Origin of the sequence: Sporosarcina ureae (assembly GCF_002109325.1) — a bacterium.
GTDB lineage: Bacteria > Bacillota > Bacilli > Bacillales_A > Planococcaceae > Sporosarcina > Sporosarcina ureae_C.
In genome coordinates this window covers 3,026,298-3,044,543 of sequence record NZ_CP015348.1, presented here as the reverse complement: position 1 = coordinate 3,044,543, position 18,246 = coordinate 3,026,298, and the positions used below count along the sequence as shown (strand labels likewise).

The 18,246-nt window shown below is 41.5% G+C and carries 17 protein-coding genes; 1 reads left to right on the top strand and 16 read right to left on the bottom strand.

The features are described 5' to 3' along the window. Positions 1-7: 7 nt before the first annotated feature. The 10 genes from smc to SporoP32a_RS14840 all read right to left on the bottom strand — a co-directional run bounded on the left by smc (position 8) and on the right by SporoP32a_RS14840 (position 12,342). Positions 8-3,565 (bottom strand): chromosome segregation protein SMC, encoded by a 3,558-nt coding sequence (gene smc / locus SporoP32a_RS14885; RefSeq protein WP_198166182.1) that lies wholly within the window; start codon positions 3,563-3,565, stop codon positions 8-10. 2 nt (positions 3,566-3,567) lie between these two features. Then, on the bottom strand, positions 3,568-4,335 hold the full coding sequence (rnc, locus tag SporoP32a_RS14880; protein WP_085428614.1) for a ribonuclease III: 768 nt from the start codon (positions 4,333-4,335) through the stop codon (positions 3,568-3,570). Positions 4,336-4,440: 105 nt separating this feature from the next. Continuing rightward, a complete protein-coding gene (locus tag SporoP32a_RS14875) occupies positions 4,441-4,680 on the bottom strand; it encodes an acyl carrier protein (RefSeq protein WP_085133672.1) in 240 nt (79 codons plus the stop codon). Positions 4,681-4,791: 111 nt separating this feature from the next. Continuing rightward, positions 4,792-5,538 (bottom strand): 3-oxoacyl-[acyl-carrier-protein] reductase, encoded by a 747-nt coding sequence (gene fabG / locus SporoP32a_RS14870; RefSeq protein ID WP_085428613.1) that lies wholly within the window; start codon positions 5,536-5,538, stop codon positions 4,792-4,794. Beyond that, positions 5,538-6,482 carry an ACP S-malonyltransferase gene (fabD, locus tag SporoP32a_RS14865; RefSeq protein ID WP_085428612.1) on the bottom strand — a complete coding sequence of 315 codons (945 nt, stop codon included), beginning with the start codon at positions 6,480-6,482 and terminating at the stop codon, positions 5,538-5,540. Before fabD ends, fabG begins: the two co-directional genes overlap by 1 nt. Then, positions 6,479-7,471 carry a phosphate acyltransferase PlsX gene (plsX, locus tag SporoP32a_RS14860; RefSeq protein WP_085428611.1) on the bottom strand — a complete coding sequence of 331 codons (993 nt, stop codon included), beginning with the start codon at positions 7,469-7,471 and terminating at the stop codon, positions 6,479-6,481. The genes fabD and plsX overlap by 4 nt, the downstream gene beginning before the upstream one ends. A gap of 6 nt (positions 7,472-7,477) precedes the next feature. After that, complete coding sequence (gene fapR / locus SporoP32a_RS14855) at positions 7,478-8,050, bottom strand: transcription factor FapR (RefSeq protein ID WP_085428610.1); 573 nt, start codon at positions 8,048-8,050, stop codon at positions 7,478-7,480. Positions 8,051-8,149: 99 nt separating this feature from the next. After that, complete coding sequence (gene recG, locus SporoP32a_RS14850; protein ID WP_085428609.1) at positions 8,150-10,189, bottom strand: ATP-dependent DNA helicase RecG; 2,040 nt, start codon at positions 10,187-10,189, stop codon at positions 8,150-8,152. A 116-nt stretch (positions 10,190-10,305) separates the two neighbouring features. Further along, entirely contained in the window at positions 10,306-11,961 is a 1,656-nt protein-coding gene (locus tag SporoP32a_RS14845) for a DAK2 domain-containing protein (RefSeq protein ID WP_085428608.1), read from the bottom strand. An 18-nt stretch (positions 11,962-11,979) separates the two neighbouring features. Beyond that, positions 11,980-12,342 (bottom strand): Asp23/Gls24 family envelope stress response protein, encoded by a 363-nt coding sequence (locus SporoP32a_RS14840; RefSeq protein WP_085428607.1) that lies wholly within the window; start codon positions 12,340-12,342, stop codon positions 11,980-11,982. A gap of 214 nt (positions 12,343-12,556) precedes the next feature. Here SporoP32a_RS14840 and rpmB point away from each other — a divergent pair, with 214 nt between their 5' ends. After that, positions 12,557-12,745: a 50S ribosomal protein L28 gene (gene rpmB, locus SporoP32a_RS14835; protein ID WP_085428606.1), complete on the top strand. Its 189-nt coding sequence runs from the start codon at positions 12,557-12,559 to the stop codon at positions 12,743-12,745. 350 nt (positions 12,746-13,095) lie between these two features. Here rpmB and spoVM read toward each other — a convergent pair whose 3' ends face one another. Genes spoVM through SporoP32a_RS14810 form a run of 6 tightly spaced genes read right to left on the bottom strand, consistent with a single transcriptional unit; the run spans position 13,096 to position 18,245 of the window. Further along, positions 13,096-13,257, bottom strand: coding sequence for a stage V sporulation protein SpoVM (gene spoVM, locus SporoP32a_RS16955; RefSeq protein ID WP_099638033.1), 162 nt, complete (start codon positions 13,255-13,257; stop codon positions 13,096-13,098). Between the two features lie 14 nt (positions 13,258-13,271). Then, entirely contained in the window at positions 13,272-13,925 is a 654-nt protein-coding gene (locus SporoP32a_RS14830; RefSeq protein ID WP_085428605.1) for a thiamine diphosphokinase, read from the bottom strand. Beyond that, positions 13,922-14,590, bottom strand: coding sequence for a ribulose-phosphate 3-epimerase (gene rpe / locus SporoP32a_RS14825; protein ID WP_085428604.1), 669 nt, complete (start codon positions 14,588-14,590; stop codon positions 13,922-13,924). The genes SporoP32a_RS14830 and rpe overlap by 4 nt, the downstream gene beginning before the upstream one ends. A 2-nt stretch (positions 14,591-14,592) precedes the next feature. Continuing rightward, on the bottom strand, positions 14,593-15,474 hold the full coding sequence (gene rsgA, locus SporoP32a_RS14820) for a ribosome small subunit-dependent GTPase A (protein WP_085428603.1): 882 nt from the start codon (positions 15,472-15,474) through the stop codon (positions 14,593-14,595). 12 nt (positions 15,475-15,486) lie between these two features. Beyond that, positions 15,487-17,490, bottom strand: coding sequence for a Stk1 family PASTA domain-containing Ser/Thr kinase (pknB, locus tag SporoP32a_RS14815; RefSeq protein ID WP_085428602.1), 2,004 nt, complete (start codon positions 17,488-17,490; stop codon positions 15,487-15,489). Next, positions 17,487-18,245, bottom strand: coding sequence for a Stp1/IreP family PP2C-type Ser/Thr phosphatase (locus SporoP32a_RS14810; protein WP_085428601.1), 759 nt, complete (start codon positions 18,243-18,245; stop codon positions 17,487-17,489). The genes pknB and SporoP32a_RS14810 overlap by 4 nt, the downstream gene beginning before the upstream one ends. Position 18,246: the final 1 nt, after the last annotated feature.

The window sequence follows — 18,246 nt, the reverse complement described above, 5'->3', positions numbered from 1 at the left end:
TCACTCCTTAGCTACTGATTTCTTCTGCTACTTCAGACAATTTCACGGAAAGTAATTTGGAGACGCCTGATTCCTGCATCGTGATGCCATAGAGGACGTCAGCGCCTTCCATCGTACCTTTTCGATGCGTAATTACAATGAACTGGGTTTGCTCCGAGACTTTCTTCAAATAATTACTATACCGCACTACGTTCGCTTCATCCAGCGCTGCTTCCACTTCATCTAGAATACAGAATGGCACAGGACGGACTTCTAATATGGAAAACAGCAAGGAAATCACAGTGAGCGCGCGTTCCCCACCAGATAATAGGCGTAAGTTCTGTAATTTCTTCCCTGGAGGTCGTGCTACGATATCAATTCCTGTTGTCAGTAAGTTAGTAGGATCTGTTAAGACTAGGTCCGCTTCTCCGCCACCAAACATGTCTTTAAACACACGCCGGAAATGACTTCGGATCGATTCAAATGTTGTTTCGAAGCGACTTTTCATTTCTTGATCCATTTCTGCCATTGCCTCTTGCAGCGTATTTTTCGCTTCGACCAAATCATTACGCTGTGACTGTAAAAATTCATGGCGCTCTGATACTTCCTCGAATTCCTGAATCGCATTGGGATTGACAGGCCCGATCTTTGCAAGTTGTTGCTTACAATCTTCTACCGTTTTGCGAAGTAATGGAATGTCCGACGACTCAATCTGCAACTCGTTTGGTCTTAAACCATATTCTTCTTCTAGGCGATCTTTGACTGTTTCATATTGCGTATCTAATCTGGACAACTGGATCTTCACCGTATTCAAGCGCTCAGAAATAGAGTCCACTTGTTGCCTAACTTGTTTCATATGCTGTTCGTGCTCCTGAACACGTTTAGCTTGCTGAAGACGTTTAGTTTTTTCTACCTCTATCGTTTTCAGCAATTTTTGTTTCGCTTCAGTTGCTTGATGACTTTGTTTTTCGATTTCCTTCGGTGTTAATTCTTTACCAATTACAAACTCTTGCACGTATTGCTGTTCTTCTTGCAGTCGGCTGATTGTCAGTTCCATTTCCTCTAATTGCGTGACGGTCTCCAACATACCCGTTGAATGATAGGCATCTTGTTCTTTCAATACAGCACTTTTTTGTTGCAAATCATGTAATCTCGTTTGCAAGGACTGCTGTTCTTCCCGTCTGTTCTCTACTAGTCTTTCCAAACTCTCCAATTTTTCTAGCATCTGTTGCAGTTCATTTTTTAATGCTTTATGACGAGTTTGCAAATCTTGTTTTTTGGTCGTTAATTGTTTTTCAGCAGAGACGGTATCAGTACGTCCAACTTCAATTGTAGATATTTCCATTTCTACAGAACGCATTTCCATTTCAGTTTCCTGAATAGACGAATGAATTGAGGACTTTTTCTGTTGCACATCTTCTAGCTTTACACGTAATTGATCACGTAAATGTAGACTATTACCGACCTGATTGCGAGTTTCAGACGTTTGGGCAGTAGCTTGCTGAATAGATTCATCCATTTGATGCAATTGATTGGAAAGCGTCTCCAGCTCTGCCTTTCGGGAAAATAGCGTGGATTGGCCTTTTGCACCACCACCTGTCAATGAGCCCCCTGCATTGATAATATCCCCATCAAGCGTGACGATCCGATAGCGGTGTCCAATTATTTTTGCTAAACCTGACGCGGCTTGTAAATCACTAGCAATGATCGTTTGGCCTAATAAATTTTTAGCGACCGACTCATATTCCATAGAGGTTTGAATAAGTTCAAACGCTGTACCGATGAAACCTTGTTGTTGAGTGAGTACTTGTCTGCTATTCATTGGCAATTCACGCGGTTTCAAGATATCCAATGGAAGAAACGTAGCGCGACCGAAATTTCTTGATTTCAAGTATCCGATAGCCTGTCTGGCATCACGCTCAGTCGTAGTAATGATATGCTGCATGGCAGCGCCAAGAGCTGTTTCAATTGCCTTTGTATAAGCCGGTTCCGTTGTGATAAGTTCAACTACAGCGCCTTCGATTCCCTGTATACGTTGTTTCTGCTTTGCATGAAGTACTTCTTTGACACCTGAATAGAACCCCGAAAAATCTTTTTCAAGACTTTCTAGGGCGCGCAGTCTTCCTTGCATTTCAGACTGTTTGCGTAATGCTTTTTGAAGAAATTGCTGTTGAGTCGATAAACGTTGCTCTTCCTCTGACAATTGTTGCTGACAGGTTCTCGCTGACTTCTCCAAATCGTCCAACTGTTGCTGAACAGCCTCTTTTTGCTTGATCTTCTCCTGTTGTTCTTTGGTGAGTTGTTGTTTTCTCTCGGAAAGCAGGGCTGTCTGAACCGTAATCTTTTCTGTAGAGGACTTTTCACCTTGTAGCCGTTCTTCTACATGCTTAATTTCATTTCGCACAGTAGCTTCTTCATTGAGCCGCTCAATATAATTAGATTTCAACTGTTCAATTTGTTGTTCTGTTTCTTTTAGTGAACTGTTCAACAGAGCCATGACTTGTTTACTTTCTTTCGTCACTTCTTCAAGTTCATTTCGAATCACTTTCTGTTTATTCTGCATGGAACTCAGTTTTTCTTTTGCTATATGTTGCGTTTGTTCAGCAATTTGTAACTCTGACTTAATTCGTTTTACTTGTTGCTCTGTATTGCGGGTCTTTTCTAGGGACAATAATCTTCTACCATCCCACTTCTCCGCTTCTGCTGTTTTATTAATCAATTCGCTTTGAAATTCATCCAGTTGAAACTCTATTTTCTGAAGAACTTGTTTATCGTGATCTAGTTCCTCTTCACTTTGTGCAAGTTGAACCGAAAACTTTTGCCGTTCTGCTTCATCACTTTTCACAACTACCGTTTTTTCGGAAATCTGCTGTTGTAATGCAGACGCGTCATGATGAAGCAATTGAACGTCAGCCTCACGAAGAGTCGAACGCAAATCAGAAGATTTACGTGCCAAAACCGCTTCTTTTTCTAGCGGCACAAGTCGATCATCGATTTCCTTTAATATATCCAGTACACGATCCAAATTATCGGTCGTCTCAAATAGTTTATGTTCAGCCTGAAGTTTATGGGTTTTGTATTTCAATACACCCGCCGCTTCATCGAAAACATTGCGTCTCTCATCTGCACGACTGTTCAAGATCTCGTCTACACGACCTTGTGAAATAATAGAAAAGGCTTCTTTGCCTAATCCTGAATCCATAAACAGCGTCGTGATATCTTTTAACCTACAAGTCTGTCCGTTTAATAAATACGCACTGTCACCAGATCGAAAAACCCTTCTAGTTACATTGATTTCGGTGTAATCGAGCGGGAATAAGTTTTGTGCATTATCTAAAATAAGGGTGACTTCTGCAAAATTTACCGCCCTTCGCGAATCGCTGCCTGCAAAAATGACATCTTCCATTTTACTTCCGCGCAATGATTTTGCAGACTGTTCACCAAGTACCCAACGAATTGCATCGATAATATTACTTTTCCCGCTTCCGTTAGGTCCAACGATGGCCGTTACCCCTGGCACAAAATCTATATGGATTTTTTCCGCAAAAGATTTAAAGCCTGCAATTTCCAGCCTTTTCAAAAACACGATTAGTTCTCCCCTTCGTTTGTCTGCATCGATAAATGTTCAATCGCACGACGGGCAGCTTCCTGTTCCGCTTCTTTCTTGGATTTACCTATTCCTTTTCCAAGTTGTTGATCATTGAGATTGACTACGGTAACAAACTTTTTCGCATGTGCAGGACCTTTTTCTTCTATGACTTCGTACTGAAGAGGTCCGTTATTTTTTTGCTGCACTAACTCTTGCAGGCGACTTTTATAATCTGTCACATGCGAAAAAGCTCCGATACTAATTTTCGGAAAAATGATTCGTTTTAGAAACTCTTCAACGACTTCCATGCTCTGATCCAAGTAGAGCGCACCGATATATGCTTCAAATACATCCGCAAGTAATGCTGGACGCATTCTTCCGCCAGTCAATTCTTCCCCCTTGCCAAGAAGAATATAATCACCGAAGTTTAATTCATTCGAAAACTTAACAAGTGATGGCTCACATACAATCGCTGCACGAAGTTTCGTAAGTTCCCCTTCGCTTTTTGCAGGTTCTGTGCGGAATAAAAACTTTGATACTCCAAGCTCCAAAACAGCATCTCCAAGGAATTCCAATCGTTCATTATCGGAAAACTTCTTGCGACGGTGTTCATTGACATAGGATGAGTGGGTAAATGCATTGTACAATAGATTCTCATCTTCAAATTGAACGCCTAGTTCTTGCTGTAGCATGGTGAATTTTTCGCGTACAGCTTGTGGCAATGTAGGATGGGATGCTTGATCTTTCGATGTTCTTTTATTTTTCATAAACTACTCTGCCTCTCATCTATTAATTTTATATATGCGCTTTAAAGCGAAAAGAGACGCTTTCTTCTTTTCAGATGAAAGGAAGAAAGTGTCTCACCTAAAAGATCATTCGCCTACTTTTGCTGTAATGTACGTTACTGCATCTCCGACAGTTGCAATTTTCTCTGCATCATCATCAGAAATTTCAGTTTCAAACTCATCTTCAAATTCCATAACAAGTTCTACTACATCTAGTGAATCAGCTCCAAGATCCTCACGGAAAGAAGCTTCAGGTTTTACTTCGCTTTCATCGACACCTAGACGGTCGACAACTACTTTTGTTACGCGCTCAAGTACTGTTGACAACATAGTCACCTCCTCTCAAGGCCAAAGTCGGCACATTAGCTACTATTGAATTATAGGGGTTAGTCCCCTTGTTACGCAACCATAAATAGCGCTTTCAAAGAAGTAGGTCAATTACATCACCATACCGCCATCTACATTGATGGTCTGACCGGTAATATATTTTGCCTCATCGGATAGTAAGAAAGCGACAGTGCCCGCTACATCTTCAGCACTTCCAAGCTTACCTAAAGGAATCGTTGACAATAGTTGTTCTTTCATGTCATCGCCCAATTCATCTGTCATATCTGTTGTGATGAATCCTGGTGCTACGGCATTCACTAAAATATTACGTGCCGCCAATTCTCTTGCTGTCGTTTTGGTCAAACCAATGACGCCTGCTTTTGCCGCCACATAATTTGCTTGTCCTACATTTCCAACAACGCCTACAACAGAAGCGAGGTTGACGATTCTTCCTGAACGCTGACGCATCATTTGACGTGTGACAGCTTTAGTACATAAGAATACGCCTTTTAGATTAATGGATAACACATCATCCCACTCATCTTCCTTCATGCGCATTAATAAGTTATCTCGCGTAATGCCAGCATTATTGACAAGGATATCAATACTACCAAAGTGTTTGATCGTCTCGTCCATCATAGCTTTCACTTGATCAGCATCCGATACGTTTGCTTGAATGACTAGTGCTTCTCCACCTGCCGAACGTATTTCTGCCGCTACGGTTTCTGCTTTGTCTTGACTACCGCTATAATTGACAACTACTTTTGCGCCTTCAGAAGCCAAGCGTAAAGCAACAGTGCGTCCAATCCCTCTAGAAGCTCCTGTGACAACTGCTGTTTTCCCATCAAACCTTCCCATCATGACCACCCTTTCGCTTCTTCTAGCAACTTCTCAAGCGTTTCTTCATCATAAACCGGGTACACTTTAGCTGTACGATCTATTTTACGGATCAAGCCGCTCAATACTTTTCCTGGACCACACTCTACGAAACGAGTAACCCCAAGTTCAAGTAGTTTTTCAATAGACTCTTCCCAACGTACAGGAGAGTAAAGTTGCTCTACCAATAATTTTTTTATTTCATCCTGCTTCGTTACTTCGTCTGCAGTAACGTTTGCAATAACCGGAATTTCTGCATCCTTCATGTCAATATCTTCAAGCGTTTTTTGTAATTCCTCGGCAGCTGGTTCCATGAGTATGGAGTGGAATGGTCCACTGACATTCAATGGCAATGCACGTTTTGCACCAGCCTCTTTTAAAGCTGTACATGCTTTATCCACGCCAACTTTTGCACCTGAAATAACAATTTGTCCAGGGCAGTTTAAGTTTGCTGCTTGTACTGGATGTCCTGACTCTGTGATATTGGCCGTAATCGATTCCAAGACTTCACGATCCATTCCAAGAATGGCAGCCATTGCACCTTTGCCTGCAGGTACTGCTTCATTCATATATAGACCACGCTTATGCACAGCGACTACTGCATCTTCGAACGAAAGCACCTTGGATTCAACAAGCGCTGTATACTCACCTAGACTGTGGCCTGCTGAATAATCAGGTATAATGCCTTCTTGTTCCAAACGTGCCGCGATCATCGCACCCACAGTTAGTAAAGCGGGTTGCGCATTATAAGTCAACGTCAACTCGTCTTGTGGACCTTCAAGTATTAATTTACTCAGTTCGAAACCAAGGGCTTCATCCGCTTTCTGCATGAATTGCTTAGACGACTCGTTCTTCTCTATGAATTCTTTACCCATCCCCACGGCTTGAGAGCCTTGTCCTGGGAAAACAAATGCCAGTTTACTCAAGATTCCTCTTCCTCTCCGATTGTTTCTTTAATCTTTTCACATACTTGGTATTGTACCATGGTTCTCGCTTGGCGAACTGCATTGAAAAGTGCATTGGCGTTGGATGAACCATGCGCTTTGATGACGGGTTGATTCAGACCAAACAATCCTGCTCCACCGTATTCCGAGTAATCCATTTTCTTTTTTAATCCTTTGAGATCATCTTTAACCAATCCTGCCGCAAGCTTGGTTTTCAATGATGACATAAATACGTCTTTAATCATGGAAAACACATTCATTGCAGTTCCTTCAATCGTTTTCAGCACCATATTCCCTGTAAAGCCATCCGTGACTACGACATCAGCCACACCATTTAACAAGTCACGTGATTCCACGTTACCGATGAAGTTGACTGGTGCAGCTTGCAACTCGGCATAAGCAAGTTTCGTTAGCTCATTCCCTTTTCCAGCCTCTGTGCCGATATTTAATAATCCAACACGGGGTTTTTCAATACCGCGCACTTTTTCTGCATAGATGCTGCCCATAATCGCAAACTGCGCTAGCTGTGATGGTTTACTATCTGAATTCGCTCCTACATCTAGCAAAACAAAACCACTACCATCAATCGTAGGTAAGGTCGGTGCCAGTGCCGGTCTTTGGATTCCATCCAAGCGTCCCACGATAAAGAGTCCTGCTGACATGAGTGCACCAGTATTGCCCGCTGACACACACGCCTGTGCCTCACCATCTTTTACCGCCTGCGCCATACGTACCATGGAAGCATCTTTTTTCTTTCTAATTGCGCGCACAGGTTCATCATCCGGTTCAATGATTTCCGAGCAGTGCACAACTTGAAGGCGTGGATGCGGTTCGAGGAATGGTGCCATTTTTTGCTCATCACCAAATATATGTATCTTGATGTCATCAAATGCATGAAGGCTCTGTATTACTCCTTTGACAATCTCTCCAGGGGCATTATCTCCACCCATTGCGTCTACTGCAATAATCATCTGTAATTACCTGCCTTTTTTTGTCGTACGATACATCTGGAACTCTCCTGAGAAAACAGGCTCACTCTCTACAGTTGACAGAACATCGACGATCGTACTTTTATTTTTCAAGGTTTCCTTACGCACTATGGCACGAGATACCACACGATCTCCTGCTCTCACTGGTTTTTGGAAATGAAGCGAAGAACGGACAGTCAAAGCCAAATCATCATCCAAAACCGCAACAGCCAATGAATTCGCCTGTGCAAATAAATGATGTCCTCTCGCAATACCATTTCTCTTGAAGACATGTGCTTCCGTGACGTCAAAGATCGAAAGTGCTTTATTATCTAATTCCACATCGATAATTTCACCAAAGATTTCTTCTGTTTGCATGGATTTTACTGTACCTAATATTTGTTGTGACGCTACCGATTTCAGCCGCTCTCTCAACTCTGGAATACGGCATTCCATTCGATCCAGTCGGACGGTTTGGATACTCACGGAGAAATGCTGGGCAATGTCCTCATCCGTTAGAAATGGATCTTCTTCAAGTAGCGTTACGAGTAATTGTTGCCTCTCATGTTTAGGAACTTTCAATTACTACACCCCTCCAGATTAGCACTTGGTATTAACACTAAGTATATAAAGAGCTAAAACAGATTGCAAGAGGAATAGAATATAGTAGTTGCACAGCTATCAATCTATCCTCTTATCAGTGAGTGCACCTGACTGCTCAAGTCGTTTGCGTAAAGTAGCATACTCGTCGCCTGTCCAAAATGCATCCGAATTCAATAAACGTTCTGCATCATCACGTGCTATAGTGAGCACTTTAATATCATGGACCAAATCAGCCATTTTAAATTCTGGCATCCCGCTTTGTTTCTTGCCGAAAATATCGCCTGAACCCCGTAACTCCAAATCCTTCTCAGCCAGAATAAATCCATCGTTCGTTTCCGTCATCGACTGCATACGCATCTTGCCTTCTTCTGAAGATGGATTCGCAAGCAATACACAGTATGATTGATCAGAACCACGTCCTACACGTCCTCTAAGTTGATGTAGCTGGGCAAGACCGAATCTAGTCGCATCGTAAATTAGCATGAAGGTTGCGTTCGGCACATTGACGCCAACTTCTACAACAGTCGTTGAAACGAGTATGTTCAACTGTCCTTCACTGAACTCCCGCATGACTTGTTCCTTTTCAGTCGAAGGCAAACGACCATGCATTAAGCCTACCGTATAGCGACCACCAAAATAATTACTTAGTTCCGCGTGTACCTCAACTGCATTTTGGACATCCAATTTATCTGATTCCTCGATCAAAGGACAAATGACATAGGCTTGTCTTCCTGCCCTCAACTCTTTTTCCATCTTTTGTAGCACAGGTATTAAGGAATCTTCTTTCAGCCAATGTGTTTCAATTTCTTTCCGACCGGCCGGCAATTCATCTAAGATAGACACATCCATTTCACCGAATACCGTAATTGCCAGTGTTCTAGGAATAGGTGTGGCTGTCATGAATAGCACATCAGGATTTAGACCTTTATCACGCAAGACACGACGTTGTTGCACGCCAAAACGGTGCTGCTCGTCTGTCACAACAAAGCCTAGTTTATGAAACTGCACTTCAGGTTGGATGAGTGCGTGCGTTCCAATCAGCAAGTCAATCTCTCCAACCTCCAAACGTTCCAGCAACTCTTTTCTCGCTTTCGCTTTAGTAGATCCAGCTAGAAAAGCGACAGTAACACCGAAAGGTTCGAACCAATTGGCCAATAATTCGGCATGCTGCTCAGCCAAAATTTCTGTTGGTGCCATCAATGCCCCTTGAAAACCTGCCGTAACCGCTGCATACAAGGCTATAGCTGCTACAGCCGTCTTACCTGAGCCCACATCTCCTTGCAGTAAACGATTCATTCGGAGTGGTGATTTCAGTTCCGCACATAATTCATTCACTACACGTTTTTGTGCATTTGTAAGTTCAAATGGCAACGTACTGATGAACTTTTTCAGCAAATCTAGATCGTATTGAATAACAAGTCCTTTTTCCTGCTCTTTACGTAATTTTTTCATGCCTTGAATCTTTAATTGAAATAGTAATAGCTCTTCATAAACAAAGCGTCTACGAGCATGCTTGACGTCTTCAGGCGTAGTCGGGAAATGGACCATTTCTAAAGCTTGTGAAATAGAAGGTAATTTGTACGCACTGAGTATCTCTTGCGGCAACGTTTCTGTTACATATTGCGCTGTTAGATCGATTACAGTTCGCATGTAGCGCCTAAATGTTTTTTGGTGCATAATTCCTTTTAAACTATACACCGGCTCGAAGTCAGTTTGCTCACCAGTATGTAAACGATTGACCGTAATCACCTGACGTCCTCGGTCCCATGCTCCAGTTACATTAATTTGCATCCCTGGAAGTAGACGATCCTTTAAATAATGCTGATTGAAAAACACAGCTTTTATCAAATGATGACCGACTAATAAACGGACCTGCATTCTTGAACGGTTCTTTCCAGAATAAAAAACTGCTGGTTCGGACTCGATTCGTCCTTCCACAGTAACGCGTTCGCCATGCGGTGTTTCAGTCAAGTCTTTCATACGAAAATCTTCATGACGGTATGGGAATGTATACAGCAAGTCTTCGATCGTCAAAATCCCTAATTTTCCAAATTGCTCTGTCGTTGCTTTACCTATTCCTTTTACAGTTCCGACACTATTATTCAAAATATTTTCCATACGAAATCTACCCCCTCCCCATATCAAGTTAGAAAACGGATGTTCTTCTTTTAAGTTTACCATGAAAAGATAGGAAAATAAAAACGTTGCCCTACTTACAGGACAACGTGATGTGTTTATTCTACAGATATAATGTATGGATAAAGCGGTTGTTTTCCAGCATATAATTCTATATCGATATGATCAAATTGTTCTTCAATATAGCTACTGACTTTTTCCACTTCTTCAGTCGTCACGTCTTCACCATAAATAATCGTGACAATTTCATCTTCCTCATCAATCATGGAAGATATTAAGTTCTTCGCCACATCTTCCAATGAAGGATTAGAGCTAGTAATTTTCCCTTGAGCGAGTCCCATGAAATCATCTTTATGGATAGTTATGCCATCAATCGATGTGTCACGAACCGCGTAAGTAACTTGTCCGGTTTTAATAGAAGAAGATGCTTGTAACATCGTTTGAGCATTCTTTTCTACTGTCGCTTCCGGGTTGAATGCCAAAATAGCTGCTAGGCCTTCTGGTACGGATGTCGTCGGCACAACCGCCGCTTGAATATCCAATACTTCAGCCGCTTGTTCAGCCGCCATTATAATATTTTTATTGTTTGGCAAGATCAATACTTTCTCCGCACCAATTTCTTGAATGGCTTTGACTATATCCTCCGTAGAAGGATTCATCGTCTGACCACCTTCAATTACTGCAGATGCTCCGATACTCTTTAGAAGCTCAGCAATTCCTTTACCCATCGAAACCGTTACAATTGCATATTTGTGTTGAGCCGGTCTCTGTGTTGACACTTCATCTCGATCCATAATATCGCTATGTTGTTCACGCATATTATCGATTTTCATCTTCGTTAACGAACCATATTTCTGTCCGTAAGACAAAGCATCTCCTGGTTCCTCTGTGTGGATATGTACTTTTACTACTTCATCATCTGAAATAACAAGTAGTGAATCACCCAGTTCGCTTAAGTCTTGTCGGAATACAGCTTCGTCAAAAGGTTGATCTAGAAGCTTATCTGAATCCAGTTTGACCATGAATTCTGTACAATAGCCAAACTCGATGTCCTCTGAGTTCATAAAGCCCTGAATACTACGATGATGCTCGGTATTCACTAAGTCATCCATTGAATGCATAACTACCTTTTCAGGTAATTCTTCACCTTTTAGACATGCCAAAAATCCTTCATAAACATATACAAGACCTTGTCCACCACTGTCTACTACGCCAACTTCTTTCAAAACAGGCAATAGATCAGGTGTACGTTTCAAAGAAGCTTTTGCCTCTTCCACAATGATTTCCAGCAATGCAATTAAATCAGACGCATCTTCAATATGTTCCACTGCCGCATTGGCAGCATCTTTGGCAACCGTCAAAATAGTTCCTTCTACAGGCTTCATCACAGCTTTATAAGCTGTATCGACACCGTACTTCAGTGCTTCTGCAAATTGTTTGACGTTTACTTCCGCTTCTTTTTCAATTTGCTTACTAAATCCTCTGAATAACTGGGATAAAATCACACCTGAATTTCCACGTGCACCCATAAGCAATCCTTTTGAGAATGCCTGTGCAGTCAAACCAATATGTTCTTGTGCATTTCTTTCTGTTTCTTTCGCGCCGGATGTCATGGATAAATTCATATTCGTTCCCGTATCACCATCTGGCACCGGGAATACATTTAAAGAATCCACATAATCCGCATTTTGATGAAGATGATGCGAACCCATTTCTACCATCTTCGCAAATTGCAATCCATTAATTGAAGTCATTGACTTGAAGGCCTCCTTTTACACGTTCGTTACACGAACACCCTGAACAAAAATATTTATAGAACTCACTGATAGTCCCAACGTCGTTTTCACTATATATTGCACTTTTGATTGTACTTGATAGGCTACTTCAGTAATTTTTGTGCCATAGCTCATAATGACGTAGATATCAATATGGAATGCATCACCTTCGTTACGCACAATCACGCCACGAGAAAAGTTTTCTTTGCGGAGGATTTCCGTAAGCCCATCGCGAATTTGGTGTTGGGAAGCCATCCCCACAATTCCATAACACTCGACCGCAGCCTCACCGACTACTTGTGCAATTACATCATTCGTAATATCTATCGTTCCATGCTCATTTTTAAGTTCGATTGACATTCCTCTTCTCCTCCCCATCCCTAGATACATCATACGTACATTATACGGTAATTCATCAAGAATGAAAGTATTGAAACCATTAAAAGATAGTGTAAAGGAAAAAACCTTGAAAGTATCAAAATAAATTGTTGCATCGATTCAACGCTTATGATAAAGTACTATAGTATGCGAATTGTAACGTGAATCGCTAAATAATTCACGAGGAGGAACTAAAATGGCTAAACAATGTGTTATAACTGGACGAAAAGCTCGTGCTGGTAACTCTCGTTCACACGCTCTGAACTCTAGCAAGCGCACTTGGGGCGCTAACCTTCAAAAAGTTAGAATCCTAATAGACGGCAAACCTAAACGCGTTTGGGTCTCTGCAAGAGCTCTTAAATCAGGCAAAGTACAACGAGTATAATTAAAAGCTGAAAGCGCCTTGGTAGCCTCGACAGATGTTGGAGGAATTGCCATAAAGGCGCTTTTTTGCCTTTATGGCAATTTCGAAACATTCCGAGAGGCTGGCGCTTGAAGCTGGATATAATTAAAAGCTGAAGACGGCGTTTAGCCGCGACAGGCACTGGAGGGCTAGAAAATAAAGGCGGGTTTTGCCTTTATCTTCTAGCCTGAAGTGTCCCGAGCGGTTGCCGTCTGAAGCTAGATATGATTTAAAGCTGAAAGCGCCTTGGTAGCCTCGACAGATGTTGAAGGAATTGCCATAAAGGCGCTTTCTTGCCTTTACAAAAAAAAAAAAAAAACACAAAGCACCACTTAGGCGCTTTGTGATTTTTCTTTTTTGCGTTTTTTTGTCTTGGCGGCTTTTGGATTGGCAGCAACGGTTGATTTAGTACGGCTGTCCTTTTGGAAAGCTACTGCGCACTTTCTCACAATGTTACTGACAAACTTCGGCAATGTGAATGTATATACTCGCAAATCCCCAACTCCTTTCAGGAATCTGAACTCCTTACCATTAAGCATATGCCCTCACGGAAAGAGATAGTACAAACATCCGCCACTGTTTCATTACTCGTAAAGCGAGTAACACCGATTTCCAATCGTTCATTCACCGTTTCATATTTGAATCCTGTCAACGTCAGCCCTGTCACGACGGGGCCGAACGAGAAAAAGGATGTATAAGGATAGCGTAAATCCTTCTTTACACGTCTCACGCCAGGAAGCATGACACGAATATCATTTGTGGTATTGTGTATTTTGAATTTCACTTTACGATTTTCCGATTGCATGCGATACAATAAGTGCAATGCGGACTGTAAGTGATCCAAACGACCACCCGTCACGCCTGTTAAAATAATATAATCTGGTTCATATGAAAGCGCTCGTTGCACAGCAAGTTCCGTATCTGTCTCATCTTTATCTTCATTAGCACGATGGACAATTTCTACATTCGAATTGATCTTTTCAAACTGTTCTTCTGTTACAGAGTCAAAATCACCAACCGCTTCAGTGGGCTGAATCCCTTTTTCCAATAAATACAATGCACCACGGTCTACACCGATATATACCGTATCTTCTTGATCGTATTCAGCTAAGTCGACCACTTCTTCTATAGGACCTGCTGCACACACGATGGCGTATTTCATTTTGCCATCACACTCTCGCCTGCAGACTTAATAGCTTGAAGCGCTTTAGCACGATCTTCTTTACTATAAATTGCAGATCCCGCTACAAATATTGTTGCACCAGCCTCTACGCAAGGCTTAATAGTTTCTTCGTTAATTCCACCATCGATCTCAATTTCAATGGAGAGATTGCGCTCTTTAATGAGTTCAGCGAGTTGCTTCACTTTGGGTAGAACGGAATGGATAAACGACTGACCGCCAAAACCTGGATTAACCGTCATGAACAATACCATGTCAATATCTTCTAGGACATGCATGATTTGCTCAATTGGCGTATGCGGATTCAATACGACACCTGGTTTCACACCCGTCGATTTGATCAACTGCAAAGTTCTATGCAAGTGAGGGCAAGCTTCTACGTGTACCGTAATATAATCAGCACCTGCTTTCGCAAAGTCCTCGATATAGGCGTCAGGATTCTCGATCATCAAATGGACATCAAGCGGTAATTCAGTCAATGGACGCAACGCTTCAACCACAATCGGTCCCATTGTAATATTCGGAACAAAATGTCCATCCATTACATCGATGTGAATCAGTTCTGCTCCTGCTTTCTCTACTTCCTTCACTTCTTCTCCAAGTTTTGCAAAGTTTGCTGCTAAAATAGACGGTGCAATTTTTATCATACTTAGTACCTCGGCTTTCTATCCATTATTTCTTGCAAAAATAACATGTAATTTTTATACCGACCTTCAGAAATTATTCCTTGCTCTACCTGCGCTTTCACTGCGCAGCCAGGTTCTTTCATATGAAGGCAGCCTCTGAATTTACAGCTTTCACCGGCTTCTGAAATCTCCACAAAATAGTCTCTAAGCTCTTCTTTTTCGATATGTTCAAAATCTAACGAACTGAATCCAGGCGTATCGGCGACCAACCCATCGGCTACTTCAAGTAACTCTACGTGGCGCGTAGTATGTTTACCACGGCCAAGCGCATCAGATATAACACCTGTTTTTAATTGCAATTCGGGTAAAATCGTATTTAATAATGTAGATTTCCCCACTCCTGACTGGCCGGCGAGTACAGTAGTTTTGCCACTAAAATACGGGCGAAGCGTTTCAAGTAAAGAATCTTCATGATCGATATTACGCAAGATGGTATACCCTATTTTTTGATAATAAGCTAGATTCACTTCATTGTCTTCCAGCTTTTTCGTGGTCGCGATATCTTCTTTGGAAATATACAAAATTGGTTCCAACTGATGAGATTCAATAACTGTCAAGAAACGATCAAGTAAACGGAGACTCATATCGGGTTCAACAACTGAAAAAACAAGAAGAGCTTGATCTACGTTCGCAATTGGTGGTCTGACTAATTCGCTTTTTCTCGGATGAACTTCCGTAATCGTCGCATCATTGTCTCCATCCGGTACATACGTAACAAAATCTCCTACCAACGGATTAATTTTCTTCAGTCGAAAAACTCCGCGACTTTTACATTGAATCAATTCACCATTATGCTCTACATAATAAAAACCACTGATAGCTTTTCGAATCTGGCCTTCTGCCATCGAACTCCTCCTCTATTCTAAATCTTTATAGTCATACTTATTTTCTTCAATAACTGTTTGATCTCGCATGATTTTATATCCACCACGATCACCTTCTTGAAGTTCAATGGTAACCTTGCGCGTTGTATCTTCCGTAATTTCAAATTCTTCTATTGGATCATTCATTGTGTGTGTACGATCTTGTATATATATTTGAATTTTTTGCGGAATTAGTTCGGGCTCAGGTTTTGTTTGGGGATTGTTATCGGTATCTATTTCACCGTCTGTACTATCCTCTTCTATTGGTTCTTCAGGGGACTCATATGGGATGGTAATAGTTTTCACCAATAATTTGACAGGCTTAGAAGCAGGTCCTTTTGACACCACGACATCCACTCTTTGTCCCTTTTCCATTTTTTCACCTTTAGAAGGTTTTTGAGAAACTACATGTCCTTTTGGCACTTTTTCCGAGGATTCTTCACTAACGATATGAATTTTCAATCCAGTTCTCTTAGCATAATCCTCCAACTGTTTTGCTGACATGCCCGATAGATCGTCCAATGATTGGAGTTCTTTTCCTTTGCTTACTGTGAAGATTAATTCTGTTTCTTCAGGAATGACAGGTTGATCAGCTTCAGGTTGCTGACTAATGATTGTACCTTTTGGTTCATCAGCATAAACTTCGACTAATTCAATTGGCAAAAATCCATAACCTTCTAAAAAACGTTTAGTCGCTTCAAAGTTACGTCCTGTATAATCACTCAGAATCATCGTATCTTTTCCTGTACTGACAAATATTTTGACACCATCGCCCTCTTTGCGCTTCTTCCCCGCTTCAGGTACTGTTTTCGTTACTTGGCCTATAGTATATTCATCTGACGTCTCTTCGAAGCGTTCATCTATAACAAAGCCTTCTTTTTCAAGTATCTCTGTAGCTGCAAGTTCTTCTTCCCCTACTACTTTAGGTACGATAATTTCTTTAGGTTTCATCAACATAAACATTACGAATACTAGTAAAGAAATCAATAGAATACCACCGAGTAAAATAAATGGCCATTTCTTCTTTTTCTTTTTAACAGGACTTACTGGCTCAGGTTGTACTGGATTGATTTTCATAGTATCTTCTGCAACGACAGATTTCGGGATGTCTTTAATTACAGGAATAGCCATGGTTTTATCATCATCAAAAGGCAAGGCGAATTTACTTTCATCCAATCGATCAGCAGATAAAACGGTTAGTAAGTCATCATACATATCATCTGCGGTAGCGTATCGATAGATTGCATCTTTAGCAGTAGCTTTTAAAATAACGTTTTCTACGCTCTGAGGGATGTCAGGAAATTGATCACGAACAGATGGCGTTTCTTCCTGTAAATGCTTCAATGCAATTGCCACCGCAGTCTCTGCAGAAAAAGGTAGCTCCCCTGTAAGTAATTCATAAAATACGATACCGAGTGAATATATATCAGATCGTTTCGTAGCCATACCGCCTCTGGCTTGTTCAGGAGACAAATAATGGACCGTTCCAATTACAGAGTTCGTCTTCGTATGCGCTGTGGAATTTAAAGCCATCGCAATTCCGAAATCTGTTATTTTTACATCGTCCTCACCATTCATTAACACGTTTTGAGGTTTAATATCACGATGCACAATGCCATTATGGTGCGCATGTGATATGGCGGAGACAAGCTGTTGCATAATTGACACTGCATGTTCTGCCGACAATGCACCGTGAGTATGAATATAGTCTTTCAGTGTTTTGCCGGCTATGTATTCCATCACCAAGTAATGGAGTTCATCTTCTTGGCCGACATCAAAGATATTTACAATATGTGAATGTGTCAGGCTCGTCGCGGATAGCGCTTCCCGCTGAAATCGTTTTTTCAACTCTTCTTCATTGGCAAAATCATAATGCAGTACTTTGATCGCTACATCGCGGTCCAGTATTACATCATGCGCCAAATACACTCTGGACATTCCCCCATCACCGATGACCCGAATAATTTCGTAACGTTTACCAATTCGTTTTCCAATCATACGTGAGTCACCTCGATTTCAGGAATTGCCAGTAGTATAACTGTAATATTATCTTCACCACCGCGATGATTCGCTAGCTCTATAAATTTATCTGCTTTTTCTGCCAACGAACTTTCGTGCAACATAATATCAAGCATTGTTTCCTTTTCGATTTTATTGCTTAAACCGTCTGTGCAAAGTAGCAAAAAGGAGTGGGCTAGTAATGGAAACGAATAACGGTCAGGTACTATAGACTTCTCAGAGCCCACAGCTTTCATAATCCAATTCCGTTGCGGATGTACTTCAGCTTCCTGTTCCGTAATTTCTCCACTATCAATCAGCACATTAACAAAAGAATGATCCTTTGTTATTTGACGAATCGCTTTACCCGTTACTTGATAAATCCGGCTGTCTCCTACGTGAAAGACGATGCATTGATTGTCCAAGATCAATGCAAGATCTAGTGTAGTTCCCATGCCTTTATAGGTGTCATCTTCTTGAGCAGTTGTGAATAAAAATTGATTAATATCCACCACTGTGTCATACAGCAAGTCAACCCAGTCCTGCTCCGATACTACGTCTCTATCAGCGGACATGAATTGCTCGCCTATCATCCGTACAGCTGTGGCACTGGCGTAATCTCCACCTTTGTGACCACCCATTCCGTCTGCAACCACTGCGAGTATCGTCTGTTTTTCAGAATGAACGAATACCGCAGCTTCATCTTCATTTACTGTTCGTTTCCGTCCTGTATCAGAGCGTATTTCATACTCCATG

Excerpts from the sequence above, each read along its gene's own strand:
- pknB (WP_085428602.1), bottom strand. The coding sequence starts at position 17,490 with ATGATTGGAAAACGAATTGGTAAACGTTACGAAATTATTCGGGTCATC.
- SporoP32a_RS14830 (WP_085428605.1), bottom strand. The coding sequence starts at position 13,925 with ATGAAATACGCCATCGTGTGTGCAGCAGGTCCTATAGAAGAAGTGGTC.
- plsX (WP_085428611.1), bottom strand. The coding sequence starts at position 7,471 with ATGATTATTGCAGTAGACGCAATGGGTGGAGATAATGCCCCTGGAGAG.
- SporoP32a_RS14845 (WP_085428608.1), bottom strand. The coding sequence starts at position 11,961 with ATGACTTCAATTAATGGATTGCAATTTGCGAAGATGGTAGAAATGGGT.
- rsgA (WP_085428603.1), bottom strand. The coding sequence starts at position 15,474 with ATGGCAGAAGGCCAGATTCGAAAAGCTATCAGTGGTTTTTATTATGTA.
- SporoP32a_RS14810 (WP_085428601.1), bottom strand. The coding sequence starts at position 18,245 with ATGGAGTATGAAATACGCTCTGATACAGGACGGAAACGAACAGTAAAT.
- rpe (WP_085428604.1), bottom strand. The coding sequence starts at position 14,590 with ATGATAAAAATTGCACCGTCTATTTTAGCAGCAAACTTTGCAAAACTT.
- fabG (WP_085428613.1), bottom strand. The coding sequence starts at position 5,538 with ATGGGAAGGTTTGATGGGAAAACAGCAGTTGTCACAGGAGCTTCTAGA.
- rpmB (WP_085428606.1), top strand. The coding sequence starts at position 12,557 with ATGGCTAAACAATGTGTTATAACTGGACGAAAAGCTCGTGCTGGTAAC.
- rnc (WP_085428614.1), bottom strand. The coding sequence starts at position 4,335 with ATGAAAAATAAAAGAACATCGAAAGATCAAGCATCCCATCCTACATTG.
- recG (WP_085428609.1), bottom strand. The coding sequence starts at position 10,189 with ATGGAAAATATTTTGAATAATAGTGTCGGAACTGTAAAAGGAATAGGT.
- SporoP32a_RS14840 (WP_085428607.1), bottom strand. The coding sequence starts at position 12,342 with ATGTCAATCGAACTTAAAAATGAGCATGGAACGATAGATATTACGAAT.